The sequence below is a fragment of the Cellvibrionales bacterium genome (genome assembly GCA_016713115.1).
In the GTDB taxonomy this organism is placed as follows: Bacteria; Pseudomonadota; Gammaproteobacteria; order Pseudomonadales; family UBA7239; genus UBA7239.
On the sequence record JADJPU010000001.1, the window covers coordinates 392,313 to 412,262 of the forward strand.

The following is a 19,950-nucleotide window of genomic DNA, read 5'->3' on the forward strand; positions in this document are numbered from 1 at the left end:
TTCAATTTACCTCTGCCACAGGTTCGACAGCGACGATTTCCACATCGAAAACAATATCACGCCCCGCCAGCGGATGATTGAAATCTACCTCAATCATGTCGCCCATCAAGCGATGCACGATGCCAGGCAATTCGCCGCCTTCCGCCGCTCCAAATGACAGCACCAAACCTTCGATCAGCTCAATATCTTTCGCAAAACGGCTGCGCGGCACACGCTTGAGGTTGTCATCACGGCGCACGCCAAAGGCATCTTCTGCGGCGATGGTAAATTGTTTTTTGTCGCCAACTGTTAAACCCAATAAGCAGGCATCAAAGGCTGACAGTAAATTGCCATCGCCTGGCACACACTGTGCAGGCTGTTTACCAAAACAGGAATCCACGAGCTGGCCGTCAGTCAAAGACAACGAAAAGAAAAATGTCACGCGCGTTTGTTCAGAAACCATCAAGGCACTCACGCGTTTTTTTCCTGCGACTTACCCGCCTCTTGATGGCTGCTCGAAAAAAAACTCTCGAACAACAACAACGCGGCACCCGCACAAATGGCGGAATCTGCCACATTGAACGCCGGCCAGTGGTATGCGCCGTAAAACACATCTAAAAAATCGACAACATAGCCATGGACAACGCGATCGTACAAATTGCCAAACGCGCCGCCGATCAACAGTGTCAGCGCCAATGACAACAACACACTGCCCTTAGGTAGCCGCAATAACCACACCACCAAACCCACTCCCACCACAGAAGCAATACCAGCAAACAGCCAGCGCTGCCAACCGGATTGATCTGCCAGAAAACTAAACGAAGCACCGTAATTATGCGCCAGCGTGAGATTGAAGCCACCGTTGCCTGCAGCAAAAACAGGTAACACTTCGCGATAATCAAACTGCGCGGTAATCAGTTGTTTTGTCCACTGATCGATCACAAACACGAATACAGACAGCAACAACCACGCCGCATTTTTTGGATTAAAAATCACTATACACCTCAAGCGAAGCGACGCTGCTCACCAGCGCCGTTGACATTTTCCACACAGCGACCGCACAACTCTGGATCTTCTGCATGTGCGCCGACATCCTCACGGTAGTGCCAGCAGCGTACACACTTGGCATGCGCTGATGCCATTACCGCCACTCGCAAGCCGTCCAGATCCGTCGCATCACCCGCATCGCATAAAGGTTGGATATCTGCGCGCGATGACAGCAAAACGAAACGCAATTCATTGCCCAGTTTTTGTAATACCGATTGCCAACTATCTGAGCAGTACAACGTCACTTCAGCCTGCAAAGAGGAACCAATGCCGCCGCTGGCGCGCAAGGCCTCCAAGGCTTTGTTCACCGCCTCTTTCACCGCCATGATTTGCTGCCATTCTGCATGCGAGAACGCACTACTCTCTGTGATTTTCGGCAACACATACCATTCAGCGGTAAATACGGTATCGCTGCGCGTACCGGGAATTTCTTTCCACAGCTCTTCAGCAGTAAAACTCAGAATTGGCGTGAGCCAGCGCGTCATCGCCTCAATGATGTGATACAGCGCGGTTTGACAAGAGCGGCGACCGAGCGAGTTCTCCTGCATGGTGTACTGGCGATCTTTGATGATATCCAAATAGATACCACCCAAATCTACCGCGCAAAAGTTGTGCAGTTTTTGATAGATCAAATGGAATTGATAACCGTCATACGCGGCGATAATTTCTTTTTGCAATTCAGCCGTGCGATTAACAATCCACGCATCCAACGCCAACAAGTTTTCTGCTGACACAGCATGCAACGCAGGATCAAAACCCGCCAAGTTGGATAACAAAAAGCGCGCAGTGTTGCGAATGCGGCGATAAGAGTCGGCCGTGCGTTTCAAAATTTCATCAGAAACGGTCATCTCACCCGAAAAGTCTGTCGCCGCCACCCACAAACGCAAAATATCCGCACCGAGATCATTCACCACTTTTTGCGGCGATACCACATTACCCAGCGATTTCGACATTTTTCTGCCATCGGCATCCACGGTGAAGCCGTGCGTCAATACTTGGCGATACGGCGCTGTGCCATTCATCGCCAATGCTGCTTTCAAGGATGATTGAAACCAACCGCGATGCTGATCGGAACCTTCCAAATACAAATCAGCGGGATAACGCAAATTGCTACGACGCTCCAGCACCGCGAGATGTGTGACGCCCGAATCAAACCACACATCCAAAGTGTCGGTGACTTTTTGATACTGCTCGGCTTCATCACCCAACAACTCTTTCGGGTCGAGATCAAACCACGCATCCATACCTTCTTTTTCTACGCGCTGCGCGACTTGTTCAATCAATGCTTGTGTGCGCGGATGCAATTGTTGTGTTTCACGATGCACGAACAGCGCAATCGGCACACCCCAAGTGCGTTGGCGCGAAATACACCAATCTGGGCTCTGTTGCAGCATCGCTTCAATGCGCGCTTGCCCCCAAGCTGGAAACCATTGCACGCCTTTTACGGCATTTAGCGCGGCATCTTGCAGGCCTTTTTCCGTCATGCTGATGAACCACTGCGGCGTAGCGCGGAAAATCAGCGGTGTTTTGGTGCGCCAGCAATGTGGGAAGCTGTGTGTGAATTGCTTCGCCAAAATTAGCGCACCGTTTTCTTGCAGCACATCGATAACTTTTTGATCGACTTTGTAAACATGATCGCCGGCAAATAACTCGACATTGGCGCGATACACGCCGTGCTCATCCACCATATTGAGCGTGCCGATGCCGTATTGTTGCCCAACCACAAAGTCATCCATACCGTGATCCGGCGCCGTGTGCACTGCACCAGTACCCGCATCTAAGGACACATGCTCGCCGGTCAAAACCGGCACTTGTTTGGCATAAAACGGATGCTGCAACTGCAAACCTTCCAGTGCTGCGCCTTTTGCCGTGCCAACAACACAAAAATCTTTGGTGCCGTAGCGTTGCATCGCGTCTTCAATGCGCGACTGTGCGATTAACAAGCGCTCAAGACCGGCACCTACATCCACTTGCACCAAGGCGTAATCAATGTCGGCACCGAGGCTCACCGCTTGGTTAGCAGGCAGCGTCCACGGTGTCGTTGTCCAAATCACAACAGACACTTTTCCTGCGCCTATTGCATCCTGCAATGCAGCTAGGCATTTTTGCTTGATCGACAACGGAAAAACGCACATCCAATGCGGTTGAAGTTTTTTCTTGATACTCCACTTCCGCTTCCGCCAACGCCGATGCGCCGACCACACTCCAATACACCGGCTTGAAGCCGCGCACCAAGTGGCCATTGGCGGCAATGCGGCCGAGCGCGCGGATGATATCCGCTTCAAATTGCGGCGCCATCGTTAAATACGGATTATCCCACTCGCCCAATACACCGAGACGCACAAAATCTTGTTTTTGTCCGTTCACTTGTGTTTGCGCGTACTCACGGCATTTTGCACGAAAGGCTTTGTGATCGAGTTTATCGCCCGCTTTACCAAACTTCTTCTCGACATTGTGTTCAATCGGCAAGCCGTGGCAATCCCAACCCGGCACATAGGGCGCATCCAAACCTGACAAAGTTTTGGATTTCACGATGATGTCTTTCAGGATTTTATTGACCGAGTGGCCAATGTGAATATCGCCATTCGCATACGGCGGGCCATCGTGCAGAATAAATTGCTCACGCCCTGCACGGGCTGCACGAATTTTTTCGTACAACTTATCCTGCTGCCACTGCTTGAGCATTTGCGGCTCGCGCTGCGCCAAATTCGCCTTCATCGCAAACCCTGTTTGCGGGAGATTCAGCGTGTGCTTGTAATCTTTTTTCTGCTCAGTCATTCGTCTATTCCAAAAACTTCAACTATTCATTTCAAAAAACTGTTTGGCTTGTGCAATGTCGCTGTAAATCTGTTCTTTCAGCGCATCAAACGAAGGGAATTTCCTTTCTTCGCGCAACTTTTTACAAAAAATCACTTCTACTTCGCGGCGGTACAAATCGCCAGAAAAATCCAACACATACACTTCCAAAATGGGGCGTATTTCGTGGCCCACCGTGGGGCGCACGCCGACATTTGCTACGCCCGGCATCCATGTTTCACTGTCTGCCAAACGCATGCGCACCGCAAACACGCCATTCAGCGGCGAGCGATAGCGACGCAAACGCACATTGGCGGTTGGCACGCCGATGGTGCGCCCCAACTGCCTGCCGTACTCCACGCGACCGCGCACGGTGTACGCATGCCCGAGCAAACATTCTGCTTCCGCAAAATGTTCTGTTTCTAAAGCGTGACGAATGCGCGTACTGCTGATGCGCTCACCGCCCTCTTCCACGGTGCAAGTGTCATACACTGAAAACCCGTGCTGTTTTCCTGCTTGCTGCAATAAAGCAAAATCACCCGTGCGATCACAACCGAAACGAAAATCATCACCCACGACCAAACTTTTTATTCCTAAGCCTTCCACCAAAACCTGTTCAATAAAGGCCTGCGCCGTGAGCTGACGCAAGGCTTGATTGAACTGCAAGCAGATCACGCGATCGACACCACAAGCTGCCAGCGCGCGCACTTTTTCACGCATCGGCGTTAAACGCGCCGGCGCTTTTTCACCGGAAAAAAATTCGTAGGGCTGCGGCTCAAAAATCATCACCACCGATGGCAGAGACAAGGCTTTTGCCTGCACCAACAACTGGTCGATGATGGCGCGATGCCCGCGATGTACACCGTCAAACGAGCCTATCGTCGCCACGCAGCCGCGATGCTGCGGGCGCAGGTTGTGTAAGCCTCGAATCAGAGTAAAGGGCATGGGCAAAACGAGCTCGTTTTTGGCGCAGAACGGCAGTGTCTACGGGGCTTCGCATTATCCCTATTTATGGGAATGCATCAAAATCGCCTACAATGGCGCCCAATGCATCGCGCCCTGCAACTCCTCCTCAGGCGCCCACGGTACTTGTTAAATGAACACATCTCCCCTGATCGCCAGCAGTGGCAATAGCGCTGGCTTCACCACATCGGAATTGGACGCCCTGAACACCGCCTACGCACCGCTGAGTGTGGCTGAACGCCTTGCGCGGCTGTATACCGACTTTGCGCCGGAAAAAATCCTGGTGACCTCCTCGTTTGCAGCCACCTCGGCCTACTTTCTGCACATGATTTCGCAGGTGCGCCCGCAGCAGGTGATTCACTTTATCGACACCGGCTACCACTTCCCCGAGACACTGGCCTACCGCAATCTGATGGCAGAAAAACTGCACCTAAATGTGGTGAGCCTGTTGCCGGATGAATACCAGCACAATTACAGCCAGCAAGAAAAACTGTACGAAACTGACCCCGATTTTTGCTGCTCGATCAACAAGGTCATGCCGCTGGACAACATCAAGGGCAATTACGATGTGTGGATTTCCAGCCTGATGGGCTGGCAGAACGATTTTCGTGCCGATTTGCGCATCTTCGAAGAGAGCCACAACATCATCAAATTCAATCCGCTGATTGATTTGACGCGCGAAGCACTGGACACCTACATCGCCGAGCACCAACTGCCCGTACACCCACTGGTGGCGCAGGGCTATTCGTCTATCGGCTGCTCACATTGCACCCTGCCAGGCGAAGACAGAAAAGGTCGTTGGGCGGGCAAGGCCAAAACCGAGTGCGGGCTGCATTTGTAGCCCGCCCAGTACAAATAAATAAAATTGCTTATATATAATCAAAATTGATTACAATAAGCCCATCGAATCCGCCACAGGAGTGCAATATTCGATGAAAGCAAGCCAATTCAGGAAATGGCTTGAGTCACAGGATGTGGAGATAAAGGCAGGTAGCAAGCACGACAAACTCTACTATCAAGGCAAACAATCGACACTGCCACGCCACAAGGGAGAAATTCCAGAAGGCACAAAGCGGGCGATAGTGAAGCAACTGGGCTTGAGCAATACATAGCATCACATCATTACAATTTTCGATAAGGAAAAGAGCGATGAAACTCTATCCAGCCCGTTTTACAAAAGAGCCAGAAGGTGGATATACCGTCACATTTCGTGATGTGCCAGAAGCTATAACCTATGGTGAAACACAAGAAGAAGCCCATACACAGGCAGTGGATGCACTGGTAACTGCAATGGATTTCTATTTTGAAGATAAGCGCACCGTTCCCGATCCAAGCCAGCCGCGCAAAGGCGAGGCGTTGGTTGAGTTGCCGTTATCCGTTGCGATCAAAGTTGAGTTGCTGAATACACAGATTAAACAGCGCGTGCGTCCGGCAGAATTAGCCAGCCGCATGGGTGTGCGACCGCAAGAAGTAACGCGCATTATGAATCTGCACCACACCACCAAAATCGACACCTTGGCTAAAGCTGCGGCTGCGCTGGGCAAACGATTGGATATGAGTTTGGCGTGATCAAAAAAATATCCTGCGGAGTATTTCGCAGGGACGAGAGGGTCAAATTTTTAACTCCCCACGCATGGAATTGACCAGCGATTCTTGAATCAGCACATCCACAAATTGACCAATCAAATTAGTATCAGTTGAGCTGAAGTTCACCACGCGATTGTTTTCTGTGCGGCCTTGTAACTGCCCCGGATTTTTCTTGGAAAAGCCGCTGACGAGGACGCGCTGCGTGGTGCCAACCATCTGTCTGCCTATCATTTGCGCGTTGTTAAAAATGCGCTGCTGCAAAATCGCCAAACGCTCTTTTTTAACCGCTTCTGGTGTGTCATCCGGCAAATTGGCGGCCGGTGTTCCAGGGCGCGCGCTGTAGACAAAACTGAATGAAGTGTCGAAGCCGATGTCATCAATCAGCTTCATGGTTTTGGCAAAATCGTCTTCCGTTTCGCCGGGGAAGCCGACAATAAAATCCGACGAGATGCTGATGTCGGGGCGAATCTGACGCAGGCGGCGAATTTTGGATTTGTATTCCAGCGCGGTGTGGCCGCGTTTCATTGCCGCCAAAATGCGATCAGAACCGTGCTGTACCGGCAAGTGCAAATGACTCACCAATTCTGGAATTTCTGCGTACACATCGATCAAACTGTCGGTAAATTCCACCGGATGCGAAGTGGTGTAGCGAATGCGGTCGATGCCGTCTATCGCCGCCACGCACAGCAGCATATCGGCAAAATCGGCTGCGCTGCCGTCTGGTTTTTCGCCGCGCCACGCGTTGACATTTTGCCCCAACAAATTCACTTCGCGCACGCCTTGCGCAGCGAGGTGCGCAATTTCCACCAACACATCGGTCAACGGCCTGCTCACTTCTTCGCCGCGCGTGTAAGGCACGACACAAAATGTGCAGTATTTATTGCAGCCTTCCATGATGGAGACAAACGCAGAAACACCATCGGCTTCCGGCAATGGCAGGCGGTCAAATTTTTCAATTTCAGGAAAACTGATATCGACGACGGTAGTTTTGCTATCAGCGTGAGAGCGGCGCTGATCGATCATCTCTGGCAGGCGATGCAGTGTTTGCGGACCAAAAACCAAATCCACAAACGGTGCGCGCTTGGCAATGCCCTCTCCTTCTTGGCTCGCCACGCAACCGCCGACACCGATAATCAATTCCGGCCGATCTTTTTTCAGATTTTTCCAGCGCCCCAGTTGGTGAAACACTTTCTCTTGCGCTTTTTCACGAATGGAGCAGGTGTTGAGCAGAATGACATCGGCTTCGGCTGGATCATCGGTCAATTGCAAGTCGTGACTGTCAGATAACAACTGCCCCATGCGACTGGAGTCGTACTCGTTCATCTGACAGCCGTGGGTTTCGATATACAGTTTGCTCATAAACAACTCGCGCGTAAAAACGGGGCAATACGCTAGGTTTGACGGGGTGGGGCATTATACAGATACCCCTGCTCTGGTATCCTGTCGCACCCTCCGCAAGACCCTCGGCAAGCAGCATGGCCAAGCAAGCACTCTACAAAATCGTCTTCGTCAATCAGAGCCAAGTGTTCGAGCTATACGCGCGCCAGATCTTCCAGAGCGACCTGTACGGCTTCATCGAGATTGAGGATTATGTCTTCGGTGAAAAGTCGGCGATGATCGTCGATCCGGCAGAAGAAAAGCTGAAAAACGAGTTCAACGGCGTGAAACGCAGCTTCATCCCCCTGCACGCCATTGTGCGCATCGACGAGGTGGAGAAAGAAGGCCCCGTGCGCATGAGCGAAGTAAAGCCCGGCTCGAATGTCACCCATTTCCCCTTCACGCCGCGCCCGCTGCCCGGCTTGATGCCTGACTCCGACGAATAAGGAGCCGGCCATCAAACGGATTTTTTCCCAACGCACTTCCGCCCTCTCGCGCTTTTTGCTGCCCGCGAGTGTGGCGCTGCTTCTGCTCGGCGCGGGCTATGTGCGTCCTGAGTTATTGACTGGCGCAAAGTCTCTGCTGGCGGATCATGTAGCGCGCCCGCTGTACGCGCTCACCGCTTTTCCATCGCGCGCCCTGCACTGGTTTGATGACACCTTTACCGGTCGCGTGCAGCTGGAGGAGCGCAACCGCGCGCTGGAGCACGAGAACCTCATCTTGCAGCGCAATATGCAGCGCATGGCCGCCCTACAGGCCGATAACGCGCGCCTGAAAGAGCTGCTGAACTCCACAGAAAGTTTGGACGACTCGGTGCTGGTATCTGGGCTGCTGGGCATCTCGCCCGACCCGCGCCGCATGGAAATGGTGGTGAATCGCGGAAAATCTGATGGCGTATTTGAGGGGCAACCTGTGCTGGATGCCCACGGCCTTGTGGGCATTGTCACTGAATTTTCTGAGCACACGGCACGCATTTTATTGATTACGGATACCAGCAACGCCGTGCCGGTGCAGGTCAACCGCAACGGGGTGCGCGGCATTGCGGAAGGCAGTGGGCGCTTGGATGAGTTGTACATCCGCAACTTGGTACCCACCACCGATATCAAACAGGGCGACTTGATTGTCAGCTCCGGTTTGGGCGGGCGCTACCCGCCGGCCTATCCGGTAGGAGAAGTGACCCGCATCGAATACGACGGTGCCGACTCGTTTCTGCGCGTAGTAGTGAAGCCCTATGCACAACTGGATCGCGCGCAACAACTGCTGCTGATCTTCCGGCCGGAGGCAAAAATCTCGCTACCTGCCACGCCATTGCCTACCGAAACAGCACCCCATGCTGCTCAACCCTAATCGCTATTGGTGGCTGCTTCCCATCAGCTTGGTCTGCGCGTTTTTATGGCAGTTCTGGCCACTGCCTCTCTCTGTCAGAGTGTTTGCACCCGATGCCATTGTCGTTGCCACGCTGTACTGGGCTACGCGTCGCCCACCACGCGTCAGCGGCGGCTGGACTCTGATAATAGGCTTGGCACGCGATAGCATCGCTGGCTCACCTTTAGGCACGCACGCACTGGCACTGGTACTGATCACTTTTCTCGCACAAATGTTGGATGAACAACTGCGCAGCCTCGCTATTTGGCAACAAACCATCGCAGTTGGCGTGCTATGTGCGATTTATCAGCTAATCGGCAACGGCGTTTGGATGCTGTTCTATCAAACTGACACAACTTTGTTGCTGCCAGCCGCCATTGCAACTGGATTGTGCTGGCCCGTCTGCTACCTCGTACTCAACCTACTGGAACATGGCTATTCGCGCCGCCCAAACCGCTCGTGAGCCACACCTGCCCATTTTTGTAATTGACATGCTTGCTGGGCGCTAAATTGACCCACAAAGTAAATACGCATAACTTATGCGCATAAATTCCATCTGGATTGTCGCCATGCTTGCCATTTATGACCTTGATGCCCTGAAAAAACCAACCAACCTCAGTGTAAACAGTGACTTACTTAAAAAAGCCAAGGAACTGGACATCAACCTTTCCGCCTCTCTGGAACAAACGCTCGTTGAACAAGTACGCGCCAAACAGCGCGCTGGCTGGCTAGCAGAGAATCGTGCCGCCATTACTGCTTATAACGCCTTGGTAGAAAAACATGGCTCCTTTAGTGACAACATTAGGAGCTTTTGATGCCGCAATTTACTGCGTACCAAAACAAAAACCCCCAAACAAAAAAACTGATTCCTTTGCTGTTGGATGTGCAAACCGAATTACTCGGCGAACTGCAAACGCGCGTTGTTGTGCCTTTGACTGCGGTTGAACAGAGCGCAGCAAAACAAATGTCCCGACTGACACCGCTGCTTGAAATTGAGGGCAAAAGCTATTTGATGCTTACTCCACAACTTGCCGGCATAAACAAGAAAGAACTTGGCAATCCTGTTGCAGATCTTTCTAGCGCCAGAAATGAAATTGTAGCGGCACTCGACTTTTTGGTTACTGGATTCTAAGCCTCTAACAACATATGACACATTCCTATGAGTGAAGAAATACTGATCAATGTTGCGCCAATGGAGACACGCGTTGCCGTCGTCGACAACGGCGTACTGCAAGAAGTCTACATTGAGCGCGCCGAAAAACGCGGCTTAGTTGGCAACATCTACAAAGGCAAGGTGGCGCGCGTGATGCCCGGCATGCAAGCCGCGTTTGTCGATATCGGCTTAGAACGCGCCGCATTTATTCACGCCGCTGATATTGTGACGCTTGATGCAAACGGCATGGAACATCGCAAATTAACCGTGCCGGATATCCGCACACTCGTGCACGAAGGGAAAACGCTCATCGTGCAAGTCATTAAAGAACCCATAGGAACCAAAGGTGCGCGGCTCACCACCCACCTTTCTGTGTCTTCGCGCTTTTTGGTGTACATGCCCTATACCAATCACATTGGCATGTCGCAAAAAATTGAGAACGAAGCGGAGCGCGAACGCCTGCTCGGCATTGTGGAATCCTGCTTGCCAACCGATGGCCGCGAACATGCAGGCGGCTTTATTGTGCGCACAGTCGCGGAAAATGCTTTGGCGGAAGAAATTCAAACCGACGCTGTATTTTTGCAAAAATTGTGGAGTGACTTGAAGCCAGAATTGGCTTCGTTGTCTGTGCCGAGTGTGATCTACAACGACCTACCGCTGTTTCTGCGCACCATGCGCGATGCCGTAAAACCCAGCGTGGAAAAAGTGCGCATCGACTCACGCGAAGAATATGAACGCCTGCTGCGTTTTGCCTCTGATTATGAATCAGGCACACGCAATGTGATTGAACATTACGATGGCGAGCGCCCCATTTTTGATCTCTACAGCGTAGAAGAAGAAATTCAGAAAGCACTGGAGCGGCGCGTCAATTTGAAATCTGGCGGCTATTTGATCATCGACCAAACTGAAGCCATGACTACCATTGATGTGAATACCGGTGCATTTATCGGCCACACCAACCAAGAAGAAACACTGTTTAAAACCAATTTAGAGGCAGCAACAACACTGGCGCGCCAACTGCGTTTGCGCAATTTGGGCGGCATCATCATTGTCGATTTCATCGACATGCAAGACCCAGAGCATCAACGACAAGTGGTGCGCGTACTGGAAAAAGCCATCGAAAAAGATCCGGCCAAAATTGCCGTCACCTGCATTTCCGAATTGGGTTTGGTGCAGATGACGCGCAAACGCACGCGCGAAAGTTTAAGTCGCACGCTGTGCGAGAGCTGCCCTGTTTGCCAAGGGCGCGGCATTTTGAAATCCGCTGAATCCGTTTGCTACGAAATCATGCGCGAAATTTTGCGCGGCGCGCGCACTTACGACAGCAAGCAGCTTTTGGTGATGGCTTCACAAGAAGTCATTGATCGCTTGTTGGATGAAGATTCCGCCAGCGTGGCCGACATCGAAGATCTCACACAAAAATCCATTCGCTTTCGCGTCGAAAGCGTATACAACCGAGAGCAATATGACATTGTTCCCATGTAAGCGAGTTGTATACGCATGAGCAAACGCATTGCGCTTCGACTCATCAACTTGCTGTGGTACAGCACAGCAGCTGTGATCATTGGCTTCGCCATGCTGGTGTCTATTGGCCGTGAAGTGTTGCCGCGCGTGAATTTAGCCAACGACAGATTTCTGCAATACATAAACGATCTAACTGGTGCACGCATCCAAGCCTCGCAACTGGAAGTGCGCTGGACATCCATTTATCCAGAAATACGCGCACAACAGTTTGTTATTGATACTGCCGATGCGCATGTAGAGCTCCATCAAGTATTTTTCACCGTTAATTTATTTTACAGCTTGTGGCAGCGCACGCCTGTCATAGACCACATGCAACTAGCGCGCGCGACCATTAACCATACCTTGCCGCAAGATTCCGCAACACCACTGGACCTTGAGCGCGACTGGCGTTTTATCAATCGTCTATTCAACAACGACACGCAAATCCAAAACATTCTCGTCACACTGCAGCGCGGCGACTGGAAAAAAACCTTAGAGATTGATGATTTTCGTGTAGAAAAAAACCTCACTCATAAAAAGTTTTCACTCAAACTATTAAGCGGAAACACGCAGAAGCTATCTGCCATTGGGAAATTTTCTGGCGACTCACTGCGTGACAGCAAAGGCACCCTTTATCTAAAAACAGAGAATCTAGCGCTGGACGACTGGGATCATCCCGCCGTAAAAAACAGCACCATTAATGGCGAAACATGGCTGCAATGGCAAGGCTTGCAGCAAATCGACTTTACCAGCCAATTAGCTCTGCTGACGCCAGCAAACAACCGCGCAGAGGGCGAGATCGCCCTGCCACCAGCTATATCTGGCACCTTCAGCGGTCAATGGCGCAAAGAACAATCCAGTCACATTGATGTACATGCGCTTGCGATAGCCGACAAACCTGTAATCAACGATTTGCGTTTTTCATTCAACACAGCACAAACACAGCAGTGGCAAATATCCACGCCAGAACTGCGATTGGACAACACGAAAATACTGCTACCGTTTCTGCCTGAAGGCGAAGTAAAAAATCTCTTTTCTTCTCTGAACTTGCACGGCTACTTGCGAAATTTTGAGCTCACTTGGGACAACAACAAGCCTCTCACTGAACGCATGCAGCTGCAAGCTAATGCCGACAACATCAGCAGCGGTCACTGGGAAGGTGTACCCGCTTTCACTGGCGTGAGCGGCTATGTTCGCAGCGGTATTGGTTACGGTTTTATCGACTTAAATAGCAACAACGGTTTTTCCATGCACTACCCCGAGGTGTATCACAAACCGATTGTTTTTCAACACGCCGCAGGGCGTGTGCAATGGCAGTGGGCGCCAGAACAACAAACCGTTTTTGTCGGTAGCGATTACGCGAGTTTGTCAGGCGATCCTGGCGAAGCACGCGGCAGTTTTTGGTTGCATTTGCCACTCGCTGGCGCTGATTTTCACAGCGAGTTGTATCTGTCCATTGGTTTGCGCAACAGCGCCGCACAATACCGCAATATGTTTATTCCTTACATTTTGCCCAAGGATTTACTGGCATGGCTGAATAACAGTATCGGTGATGCCGATTTGCCTGCCGCCGGCTTCTTATATCGCGGCGGCTTAACCGGTACAGAAGCGAAGGAAAGTGCTATTCAATTTTTTGGCGATATCCGCAACGGCGATTTGAAATTTCATCCCGATTGGCCGCCGTTAAAAAACATTGACGCGCGTTTATTGGTGGACAACCACAACGCTTACATACGCGCCAGCCGCGCCACGCTGTATGACACTGCCATTGATGCCGCACACATCGCCGTGCTGGAACAACCCAAAGGATTAACCATCAACATCAACGGCCGCGCGCACGGCTCGCCCGATGATGGCTTGCGTTTGTTGCGTGAATCGCCGTTACATCACGCTATTGGCAACGGCATGGATGCATGGAAAATACCGCAGGGCAACTTGGAAACTGCACTGCAACTGCAAATTCCGCTCTCTGGTGCGCCGCTGCCACAAACAGAAAATGTATTGCTCACGCTCAATAACGCGCAGCTGGATATGCACGATTTGCGTTTGCCGTTTCGCCAAATCAACAGTCAACTCAGCTATGACAGTGACAACGGCTTGCAAGCGCCCAGCATCAAAGCATCTCTATTTAATAAGCCTGTTACCGCAAATATAGTTAGCAAAAAATCAGCACAGGGCACCGTCGTTCAAGTGACCGCCAACAGCAGCGCCAACATCAGTGATATCGCCACTTGGTCCGCGATCACACCACTAAAAATGCTGAGCGGCAGCGCAGATTACAGCTTGCAACTGCAGCTCAACCCTAGCAATGCCGCACAAACCGCGAGCATCGGGCAACTGCAAGTCAGCAGCACACTCCAAAATGTAGAAGCACCTCTGCCCGCACCTTTTACCAAACAACGCGGCAGCAAAACGCCGTTTACTCTGACGGTGGATTTGCTGCGCAACAATCAACAAACCTACCGTTTCAATTACAACCAACAAATTTTCGGCACACTGGCAGCGCACAATGGCGCACTAACGGGCGGTGATATTCAGCTATTGGGTTCACCAACAATAACACCCAATGTTGATGGAAAGCTTTTCATCCACGGAAGCTTGCCAAGCGCTGACATTCAGCAATGGATTGATTTAATCACCAGCCATAACAAACTAAGCACAAACAACAGCAACAACGACAACCCAAACACCCTGTTTCCATCCGTTTCCATCAATACACAACAGGCTACTTGGAAAGATTTTTCATTTTCCAATCTAGCTATTAATGCCAATCACAATAACGACGCATGGACACTGGCTTTCAACACACAAGAAGCACAAGGCAAAGCTGTATTTTATGATTCAGGAAAAACACCCGACATTATTATCGACACCCTAAAGATTCAGCGCGATAAAACTAACGCACAAGCAAAAAAACCGCCGGCTGACCGTATAGATTTCTCTGCTATTCCCGCGCTGGATATCACGATTCAACACCTGTTTGTTGACGGTATGGATATAGGAAACTTCAGCACAGCATTGCGCAGCACCGCAAACAGCTTGCGTTTTGAAAAATTGATGGCGACAGGCAGTGGCTATCTTCTGCGCGACGGCAGCGGCCTCGGCGGCAGCACACTGCTGTGGCAGCAAAAATTGGATGGCAGTTACCACAGCGAATTTCACGGCGCGTTGCACATGTCTGGCGAGCAGCCGGTGTTAAAACATCTCGGCATTGACCCATTCATCATTGGTAAGCGCGTCTCATTGTTTGCAGATTTAGCATGGCCGAGCACACCGCAAGATATCAGCTTAAATAACATCGCCGGCAGTGTTTACACCGAAGGGAAAGACGGCAAATACTTGCAAGCGCAGCCCAATATCGCCATGCACGCATTGAGTGTCATTAACATCACCACTTGGTTGCGGCGTTTGCAATTGGATTTTTCTGATTTAAACAACAACGGCATCAGTTTTGATGAATACAAAGGCAAATTGCTATTTGGCAAAGGCATGATGCAATTTGTCGAGCCACTGGAAATTGAGAGCCCGTCCAGCAAATTCAAGTTAAGCGGAAAAGCCTTATTAGAAAGTGACACTTTGGATTTGCGCCTAATCGCCACCCTACCCGTTAGCAACAATGCCACCTGGGTAGCCGCGATTGCCGGCGGTCTGCCGGCGGCGGCAGGTGTGTATGTCGCCAGCAAAATTTTTGATAAACAAATTAGCAGTTTGAGCAGTTTGAGTTATCGCATTACCGGCCCGATGAGTGACCCAGTCATGAGCTTCGAGCGCATTGCGCCGCAGCAAGAAAAACCAGCAGAAAACACGCCGACAAAACCTGCTTCGCCTACGAAGCGTGACGCGACAAAATCGTTTTGACGATGGATGTGGTTGAACACTGATCAACAAATGACAGCACGGCCACTTCGCCGCCATAGGCTTGCACAATAGGCGCGCCGACCACTTGTGCAGGCGTGTAATCGCCGCCTTTCACCAACACATCTGGCTTTAATATTTCCAGTAAACGCTCTGGTGTGTCGTCTCCAAACACCACCACCCAATCCACGGCTTCTAAACCTGCCAACACTGCCATGCGACTCTCGGCGGATTGAATCGGCCTGCCTTCACCTTTGAGTCTTTTTACAGACGCATCCGAATTCACCGCCACAACTAAGCGCTGGCCGAGTTTTTTGGCATCTTCCAAATAGGTGACATGCCCTGGATGCAGCAAATCAAAACAGCCGTTGGTGAACACAATTTTTTCGCCGTTGTTGCGTGCATCTTCCATCGCAATTAACAACTGTTCTTCTGTCATCACGCCGCGACCCACGCCGTGCGCTTGGCGCAATGCTTGGCGTAATTCGGGGCCGCTGATGGTCGCCGTACCCAGTTTGCCCACGACGATGCCCGCCGCAATATTGGCCAGCACCACTGCCTGCGGCAGTGCAATGCTCGCCGCCAGTGCAGCGGCCAAGGTAGCAATCACCGTGTCGCCCGCGCCGGTGACATCAAATACTTCGCGCGCTTGCGCTGGCAGATGCAGCGGATGTTGCTGTTCGCCGCGCTGCAACAAGGTCATGCCGTGTTCGCCGCGTGTGACCAGCAGTGCTTGCAAGTCCAGCGATTCAATCAGCGCTATGCCTTTTTGCACCAGCGTCTGCTCGTCTTTGCACACACCCACCACTGCTTCAAATTCATGCAGGTTAGGTGTGAGCAAAGTCGCACCGCGATAGCGCGAAAAATCCGTGCCTTTTGGATCCACCAACACCATTTTTTTTGCCGCTTTCGCTGCGGCAATCATCGCCGGCGCTTCTTGCAATGCACCTTTGTTGTAATCGGACAATACGATCACACCCACATGTTGAAACAGCGGTGTGGCACGCGCGGCGAGTGCCGCACTGTCTTGCGCGGAAAAACTTTCTTCAAAATCCATGCGCAGCAATTGTTGATGACGACTGATCACCCGCAATTTCGTAATAGTTGTACCCGTAGCAATTTTCTCAAAATTGCAATGCACTTGCGCTGCTTGCAAACGCTGCTCCAACACACGCGCTTCTTCATCGGCACCCACCAAACCCAACAGCGATACACCACCGCCCAGCGCCGCAATATTGAGCGCCACATTGCCCGCACCACCAGCGCGATCTTCGCGCTGCTGTACCTGCACCACCGGCACCGGCGCCTCTGGCGAAATACGCGCTGTGGCGCCGTGCCAGTAGCGATCCAACATCACATCACCCACCACCAACACTTGTGCGCCGCTGAACTGCGGCTGTGCAACCCACTGTTTATCGCTAGACATACCGTTTTTATTTCCGTAAAAAAATTGACTTAAAAAATAAAATTACATGTACAGCATCACCATTTCATACACCACGGCTGGCCTGTCTTGGCCGACGATATGAATGGCACCGGCCAAAGTCATCTGCGTGCCTTTTGGCCCACCTTCCACACTGGCAACGCGCATGTGTTGATGAATGGTAGAACCGACTGGCACATTGCCCGTGAAACGCACTTTGTTCACACCGTAATTCACCGCGTTGCGATAGCCGGTAATTTCATACGACGCAGGAATACGCATCTGCGCCATCAACACCAGCGTGAGAAACCCGTGCGCAATCGGCGCGCCGAACGGGCTTTCTTTTTTGCAACGCTCCACATCCAAATGTATCCAGTTGTGGTCATTGGTGAGATCAGCAAACTGCTGAATCACGGTCTGCGTCACCGTGAACGGGTTGCTCCATTCCCCCCATTGATCGGATACCAAAGTTTGCAAAGCGGTTACATCATCAAAACGGTATTGCTGCATAAGCGATTTTCTCCAGACCTATATCAAAGGGCTGCCAATATTACGACTTGTTATGTGCTGAACAAACCATGGGAAGTCCACACAACTTTCTCCGCCAGAAACAAAAACAAACTGCCCTGACCTCATGTTGTTTACTCACTCATATCCCGCTTCATGTTGTAGCGAATAGAGGCGACAGAACGGTTGTTACTCTGAGCGTGAGGAAACTGGCGCCGCACGAGTGCAGCAATTTCTACATTGCCCAGATCTGGATGATTGAGAATCAGCTCCTCGGTGTATTTCACGATGCCGCGCGCAGGCAACATCTCTAAATCTTTCTCACTACCAAGCGCTAACGCCCTGAGCAATATGGTTTCAAAATCTGCCTCCGTTTCACCAAAGCGCCCGTAGCGTTGGCATATGGCATTGAATGTTTCTTCACTCAGCTGGATTTCAATCATAAACAAATATGCATTATTGATAGATTGTTGACACTTATTGATATTTTACTTATACTGCGATCATAGGTCAATTGATCTTTATACCCATCACCAGAGGATGCGCGCTATGAAAGCTGAAATTGAAACTTTCACCATCGATACACGCCCCTTCTTGGGCGCTTCCGGCACAGTGACAAGACTGGACTGCACCGCCATCAGCTCGATATCCGCCGTGCTGGATTTCGTTTATGGACAAATCCAAGCTTTTGTACCCGCCCACACCTACGGCAAACATTGGTTCTTGCGGGATGCCAACACTGGGCGCGTCTTTGACACCGGCACGCCGTACGCTCAAGCCAACAATTTAGAACGCGACCACCGCACGCTGAGAATGATGGGGCTCAAGGCAGGCGACGCACTAGAAGTTTTACCCATCGTCTATGTTCGCTAAATAAAACCGCTAGACGAGGCGTGCCTCATGCTAAAAATTCCTGTGCTATTCAATGAAAAAATGGTGTGCAGTTCTGGCTGCGTGTCATCGCCATCGGCGCACAAACCTGCGGAAGTTATGCAGGAATGGCGCAAGTTATTTCCTAACAGCATCGAAGAAATTTTGTCAGCGCCCGTTTCGGTATCCGAGTTGTCGTTGGCGCATGATGAAAACTATGTGCGCAATGTTTTGAATTGCCTGACAGAAAATGGCTTCGGCAATACCAGCCCAGCTGTCGCGGAATCATTTCCTTTTACTTCGGGCGCAATGCTCGGCGCTGCGAGACAAGTGTTGATAAACGGCAAAGTGGCGGTGGCACCTGTATCGGGTTTTCCTCATGCTTGTCATGCGTTTGGTGGCGGCTTCTGCACATTCAACGGCTTGATGGTCACAGCCATGAGCTTGTTGAACGAAGATAAAAATGTAGCGCGCGTCGGCATTCTTGATCTCGACCAACATTACGGCAACGGCACCGATGACATTATTCGCACGCTCGGCCTCAATGAAAATACGCTGCGCCACTACACCGCTGGCGGCAAGCGCAACCAAGCCGAATCCTTTCTCCAAGAACGGCCTACACTGATGGCTTCTGTGTTCGAGGGTTGTGATATTTTGCTGTATCAAGCTGGCGCAGACCCCCACATCAACGATCCCCTCGGCGGCTGGATGACAAACGAACAATTAGCGGAACGGGATAGCATCGTGTTTCGCACCGCAAAAAATATGGGAATGCCTGTTGCGTGGGATTTAGCTGGCGGCTATCAAACGCCGTTACAAAAAGTTCTCGATATTCACAACAACACAATGCAGGCTTGCATCCGCACTTATTTGGAGTAGTAGAGCCGTTGGCTCATGGCAATACAAGCAACCGCTCACTTCTCCAAACTCTGATAATTTCTACTGAATTTGCATTTCGTTGATAAATAACACGAAACGGTTTGTGAATGATTTCCCTGATGTGCTCTTGCTCAAATTCTGGCACAACCCTGCCTATATCTGGATGCTTAGACAGCACTTGGATGTGCTCAATGATGGCTTGCGTAAAATTGTTGCCAATATCAGGAACACCCTGCTCATTGTAGTAACCGATAATGTTTTCAAGATCTTCAACAGCTGAAGTTGAAAAACTAATTTTCATTTATTTGATGCCCAAGCGTTTTTTTACTTCGGCTATGCTCATTGTGTTGCCCTGCTTTATATCCATCAGCCCTTGAGCAACCGCTTTTACGAAAGCCAGTTCTTCGCGACTCTTTTCGTATTCCTCTAAACCTTGCACCACCGCTATACCTCGACCGCGACTGGTCAGCAAAACAGGTCGGTGTGTTTCCTTAACCTGATTGACAACCCGACCAGGATTAATCTTGAGGTCAGTCAGAGGAATGACATCTTCGGAGAATTTTGTTTGCATGACAGCCGCCCTATTGTCGTTGACGACCACTTTATAGCACCTGTTAACAACTGCTGTCTAGAAACCTAATACTCG

General features: G+C 51.0%; 21 protein-coding genes and 1 pseudogene. 12 read left to right on the forward strand and 10 right to left on the reverse strand.

Going from position 1 to position 19,950, the window contains the following annotated elements:
* Position 1: 1 nt before the first annotated feature.
* The 4 genes and pseudogenes from IPK30_01870 to ribF all read right to left on the reverse strand — a co-directional run bounded on the left by IPK30_01870 (position 2) and on the right by ribF (position 4,767).
* The gene (locus IPK30_01870) at positions 2–454 is read right to left on the reverse strand and encodes an FKBP-type peptidyl-prolyl cis-trans isomerase (GenBank protein ID MBK8102069.1); all 453 of its coding nucleotides are present in this window, start codon (positions 452–454) and stop codon (positions 2–4) included.
* Positions 451–987, reverse strand: coding sequence for a signal peptidase II (lspA, locus tag IPK30_01875; GenBank protein ID MBK8102070.1), 537 nt, complete (start codon positions 985–987; stop codon positions 451–453). The genes IPK30_01870 and lspA overlap by 4 nt, the downstream gene beginning before the upstream one ends.
* Positions 984–3,804: pseudogene (gene ileS, locus IPK30_01880) on the reverse strand (isoleucine--tRNA ligase). Before ileS ends, lspA begins: the two are co-directional and overlap by 4 nt.
* An 18-nt stretch (positions 3,805–3,822) precedes the next feature.
* Positions 3,823–4,767, reverse strand: coding sequence for a bifunctional riboflavin kinase/FAD synthetase (ribF, locus tag IPK30_01885; GenBank protein ID MBK8102071.1), 945 nt, complete (start codon positions 4,765–4,767; stop codon positions 3,823–3,825).
* A gap of 151 nt (positions 4,768–4,918) precedes the next feature.
* Between ribF and IPK30_01890 the strand changes: the two genes are divergently transcribed.
* From IPK30_01890 to IPK30_01900, 3 genes are all read left to right on the forward strand, one after another.
* A complete protein-coding gene (locus IPK30_01890; protein MBK8102072.1) occupies positions 4,919–5,626 on the forward strand; it encodes a phosphoadenylyl-sulfate reductase in 708 nt (235 codons plus the stop codon).
* A gap of 91 nt (positions 5,627–5,717) precedes the next feature.
* On the forward strand, positions 5,718–5,897 hold the full coding sequence (locus IPK30_01895) for a type II toxin-antitoxin system HicA family toxin (GenBank protein ID MBK8102073.1): 180 nt from the start codon (positions 5,718–5,720) through the stop codon (positions 5,895–5,897).
* Between the two features lie 37 nt (positions 5,898–5,934).
* Positions 5,935–6,354: a type II toxin-antitoxin system HicB family antitoxin gene (locus IPK30_01900; protein ID MBK8102074.1), complete on the forward strand. Its 420-nt coding sequence runs from the start codon at positions 5,935–5,937 to the stop codon at positions 6,352–6,354.
* A 42-nt stretch (positions 6,355–6,396) separates the two neighbouring features.
* Here the strand turns inward: IPK30_01900 and miaB are convergent, their stop codons facing one another.
* Entirely contained in the window at positions 6,397–7,731 is a 1,335-nt protein-coding gene (gene miaB, locus IPK30_01905) for a tRNA (N6-isopentenyl adenosine(37)-C2)-methylthiotransferase MiaB (protein MBK8102075.1), read from the reverse strand.
* 116 nt (positions 7,732–7,847) lie between these two features.
* Here miaB and IPK30_01910 point away from each other — a divergent pair, with 116 nt between their 5' ends.
* The 7 genes from IPK30_01910 to IPK30_01940 all read left to right on the forward strand — a co-directional run bounded on the left by IPK30_01910 (position 7,848) and on the right by IPK30_01940 (position 15,628).
* Positions 7,848–8,195 carry a DUF1820 family protein gene (locus tag IPK30_01910; GenBank protein MBK8102076.1) on the forward strand — a complete coding sequence of 116 codons (348 nt, stop codon included), beginning with the start codon at positions 7,848–7,850 and terminating at the stop codon, positions 8,193–8,195.
* Complete coding sequence (gene mreC / locus IPK30_01915) at positions 8,179–9,096, forward strand: rod shape-determining protein MreC (GenBank protein ID MBK8102077.1); 918 nt, start codon at positions 8,179–8,181, stop codon at positions 9,094–9,096. The genes IPK30_01910 and mreC overlap by 17 nt, the downstream gene beginning before the upstream one ends.
* On the forward strand, positions 9,080–9,577 hold the full coding sequence (mreD, locus tag IPK30_01920) for a rod shape-determining protein MreD (GenBank protein ID MBK8102078.1): 498 nt from the start codon (positions 9,080–9,082) through the stop codon (positions 9,575–9,577). Before mreC ends, mreD begins: the two co-directional genes overlap by 17 nt.
* Positions 9,578–9,683: 106 nt before the next feature.
* Complete coding sequence (locus tag IPK30_01925) at positions 9,684–9,929, forward strand: type II toxin-antitoxin system CcdA family antitoxin (GenBank protein MBK8102079.1); 246 nt, start codon at positions 9,684–9,686, stop codon at positions 9,927–9,929.
* Positions 9,929–10,246 carry a CcdB family protein gene (locus IPK30_01930; GenBank protein MBK8102080.1) on the forward strand — a complete coding sequence of 106 codons (318 nt, stop codon included), beginning with the start codon at positions 9,929–9,931 and terminating at the stop codon, positions 10,244–10,246. The genes IPK30_01925 and IPK30_01930 overlap by 1 nt, the downstream gene beginning before the upstream one ends.
* A gap of 27 nt (positions 10,247–10,273) precedes the next feature.
* Complete coding sequence (gene rng, locus IPK30_01935; GenBank protein MBK8102081.1) at positions 10,274–11,752, forward strand: ribonuclease G; 1,479 nt, start codon at positions 10,274–10,276, stop codon at positions 11,750–11,752.
* A 15-nt stretch (positions 11,753–11,767) separates the two neighbouring features.
* A complete protein-coding gene (locus IPK30_01940; GenBank protein ID MBK8102082.1) occupies positions 11,768–15,628 on the forward strand; it encodes a hypothetical protein in 3,861 nt (1,286 codons plus the stop codon).
* On the opposite strand, the gene hldE is transcribed toward IPK30_01940, so the two are convergent.
* The 3 genes from hldE to IPK30_01955 all read right to left on the reverse strand — a co-directional run bounded on the left by hldE (position 15,597) and on the right by IPK30_01955 (position 17,998).
* Positions 15,597–17,051: a bifunctional D-glycero-beta-D-manno-heptose-7-phosphate kinase/D-glycero-beta-D-manno-heptose 1-phosphate adenylyltransferase HldE gene (gene hldE / locus IPK30_01945; GenBank protein MBK8102083.1), complete on the reverse strand. Its 1,455-nt coding sequence runs from the start codon at positions 17,049–17,051 to the stop codon at positions 15,597–15,599. The two genes, IPK30_01940 and hldE, sit on opposite strands and share 32 nt — an antisense overlap.
* A 42-nt stretch (positions 17,052–17,093) precedes the next feature.
* Entirely contained in the window at positions 17,094–17,558 is a 465-nt protein-coding gene (locus IPK30_01950) for a MaoC family dehydratase (protein ID MBK8102084.1), read from the reverse strand.
* 131 nt (positions 17,559–17,689) lie between these two features.
* Complete coding sequence (locus IPK30_01955; protein ID MBK8102085.1) at positions 17,690–17,998, reverse strand: hypothetical protein; 309 nt, start codon at positions 17,996–17,998, stop codon at positions 17,690–17,692.
* Between the two features lie 106 nt (positions 17,999–18,104).
* On the opposite strand from IPK30_01955, the gene IPK30_01960 reads away from it, so the two are divergent.
* Positions 18,105–18,428 carry a hypothetical protein gene (locus tag IPK30_01960; GenBank protein MBK8102086.1) on the forward strand — a complete coding sequence of 108 codons (324 nt, stop codon included), beginning with the start codon at positions 18,105–18,107 and terminating at the stop codon, positions 18,426–18,428.
* Positions 18,429–18,455: 27 nt separating this feature from the next.
* Positions 18,456–19,304 (forward strand): histone deacetylase, encoded by an 849-nt coding sequence (locus IPK30_01965; GenBank protein ID MBK8102087.1) that lies wholly within the window; start codon positions 18,456–18,458, stop codon positions 19,302–19,304.
* 13 nt (positions 19,305–19,317) lie between these two features.
* Here the strand turns inward: IPK30_01965 and IPK30_01970 are convergent, their stop codons facing one another.
* Complete coding sequence (locus IPK30_01970) at positions 19,318–19,605, reverse strand: type II toxin-antitoxin system RelE/ParE family toxin (GenBank protein ID MBK8102088.1); 288 nt, start codon at positions 19,603–19,605, stop codon at positions 19,318–19,320.
* Positions 19,606–19,875 carry a type II toxin-antitoxin system Phd/YefM family antitoxin gene (locus IPK30_01975; GenBank protein ID MBK8102089.1) on the reverse strand — a complete coding sequence of 90 codons (270 nt, stop codon included), beginning with the start codon at positions 19,873–19,875 and terminating at the stop codon, positions 19,606–19,608.
* Positions 19,876–19,950: the final 75 nt, after the last annotated feature.

Bases quoted from the DNA above. Each gene is read 5' to 3' on its own strand.
- IPK30_01925 (MBK8102079.1), top strand. From the start codon at position 9,684: ATGCTTGCCATTTATGACCTTGATGCCCTGAAAAAACCAACCAACCTC.
- IPK30_01930 (MBK8102080.1), top strand. From the start codon at position 9,929: ATGCCGCAATTTACTGCGTACCAAAACAAAAACCCCCAAACAAAAAAA.
- IPK30_01965 (MBK8102087.1), top strand. From the start codon at position 18,456: ATGCTAAAAATTCCTGTGCTATTCAATGAAAAAATGGTGTGCAGTTCT.
- IPK30_01960 (MBK8102086.1), top strand. From the start codon at position 18,105: ATGAAAGCTGAAATTGAAACTTTCACCATCGATACACGCCCCTTCTTG.
- IPK30_01975 (MBK8102089.1), bottom strand. From the start codon at position 19,875: ATGCAAACAAAATTCTCCGAAGATGTCATTCCTCTGACTGACCTCAAG.
- IPK30_01970 (MBK8102088.1), bottom strand. From the start codon at position 19,605: ATGAAAATTAGTTTTTCAACTTCAGCTGTTGAAGATCTTGAAAACATT.
- IPK30_01955 (MBK8102085.1), bottom strand. From the start codon at position 17,998: ATGATTGAAATCCAGCTGAGTGAAGAAACATTCAATGCCATATGCCAA.
- mreD (MBK8102078.1), top strand. From the start codon at position 9,080: ATGCTGCTCAACCCTAATCGCTATTGGTGGCTGCTTCCCATCAGCTTG.
- rng (MBK8102081.1), top strand. From the start codon at position 10,274: ATGAGTGAAGAAATACTGATCAATGTTGCGCCAATGGAGACACGCGTT.
- IPK30_01910 (MBK8102076.1), top strand. From the start codon at position 7,848: ATGGCCAAGCAAGCACTCTACAAAATCGTCTTCGTCAATCAGAGCCAA.
- IPK30_01895 (MBK8102073.1), top strand. From the start codon at position 5,718: ATGAAAGCAAGCCAATTCAGGAAATGGCTTGAGTCACAGGATGTGGAG.
- hldE (MBK8102083.1), bottom strand. From the start codon at position 17,051: ATGTCTAGCGATAAACAGTGGGTTGCACAGCCGCAGTTCAGCGGCGCA.
- IPK30_01950 (MBK8102084.1), bottom strand. From the start codon at position 17,558: ATGCAGCAATACCGTTTTGATGATGTAACCGCTTTGCAAACTTTGGTA.
- IPK30_01940 (MBK8102082.1), top strand. From the start codon at position 11,768: ATGAGCAAACGCATTGCGCTTCGACTCATCAACTTGCTGTGGTACAGC.
- miaB (MBK8102075.1), bottom strand. From the start codon at position 7,731: ATGAGCAAACTGTATATCGAAACCCACGGCTGTCAGATGAACGAGTAC.
- IPK30_01890 (MBK8102072.1), top strand. From the start codon at position 4,919: ATGAACACATCTCCCCTGATCGCCAGCAGTGGCAATAGCGCTGGCTTC.
- ribF (MBK8102071.1), bottom strand. From the start codon at position 4,767: ATGCCCTTTACTCTGATTCGAGGCTTACACAACCTGCGCCCGCAGCAT.
- IPK30_01900 (MBK8102074.1), top strand. From the start codon at position 5,935: ATGAAACTCTATCCAGCCCGTTTTACAAAAGAGCCAGAAGGTGGATAT.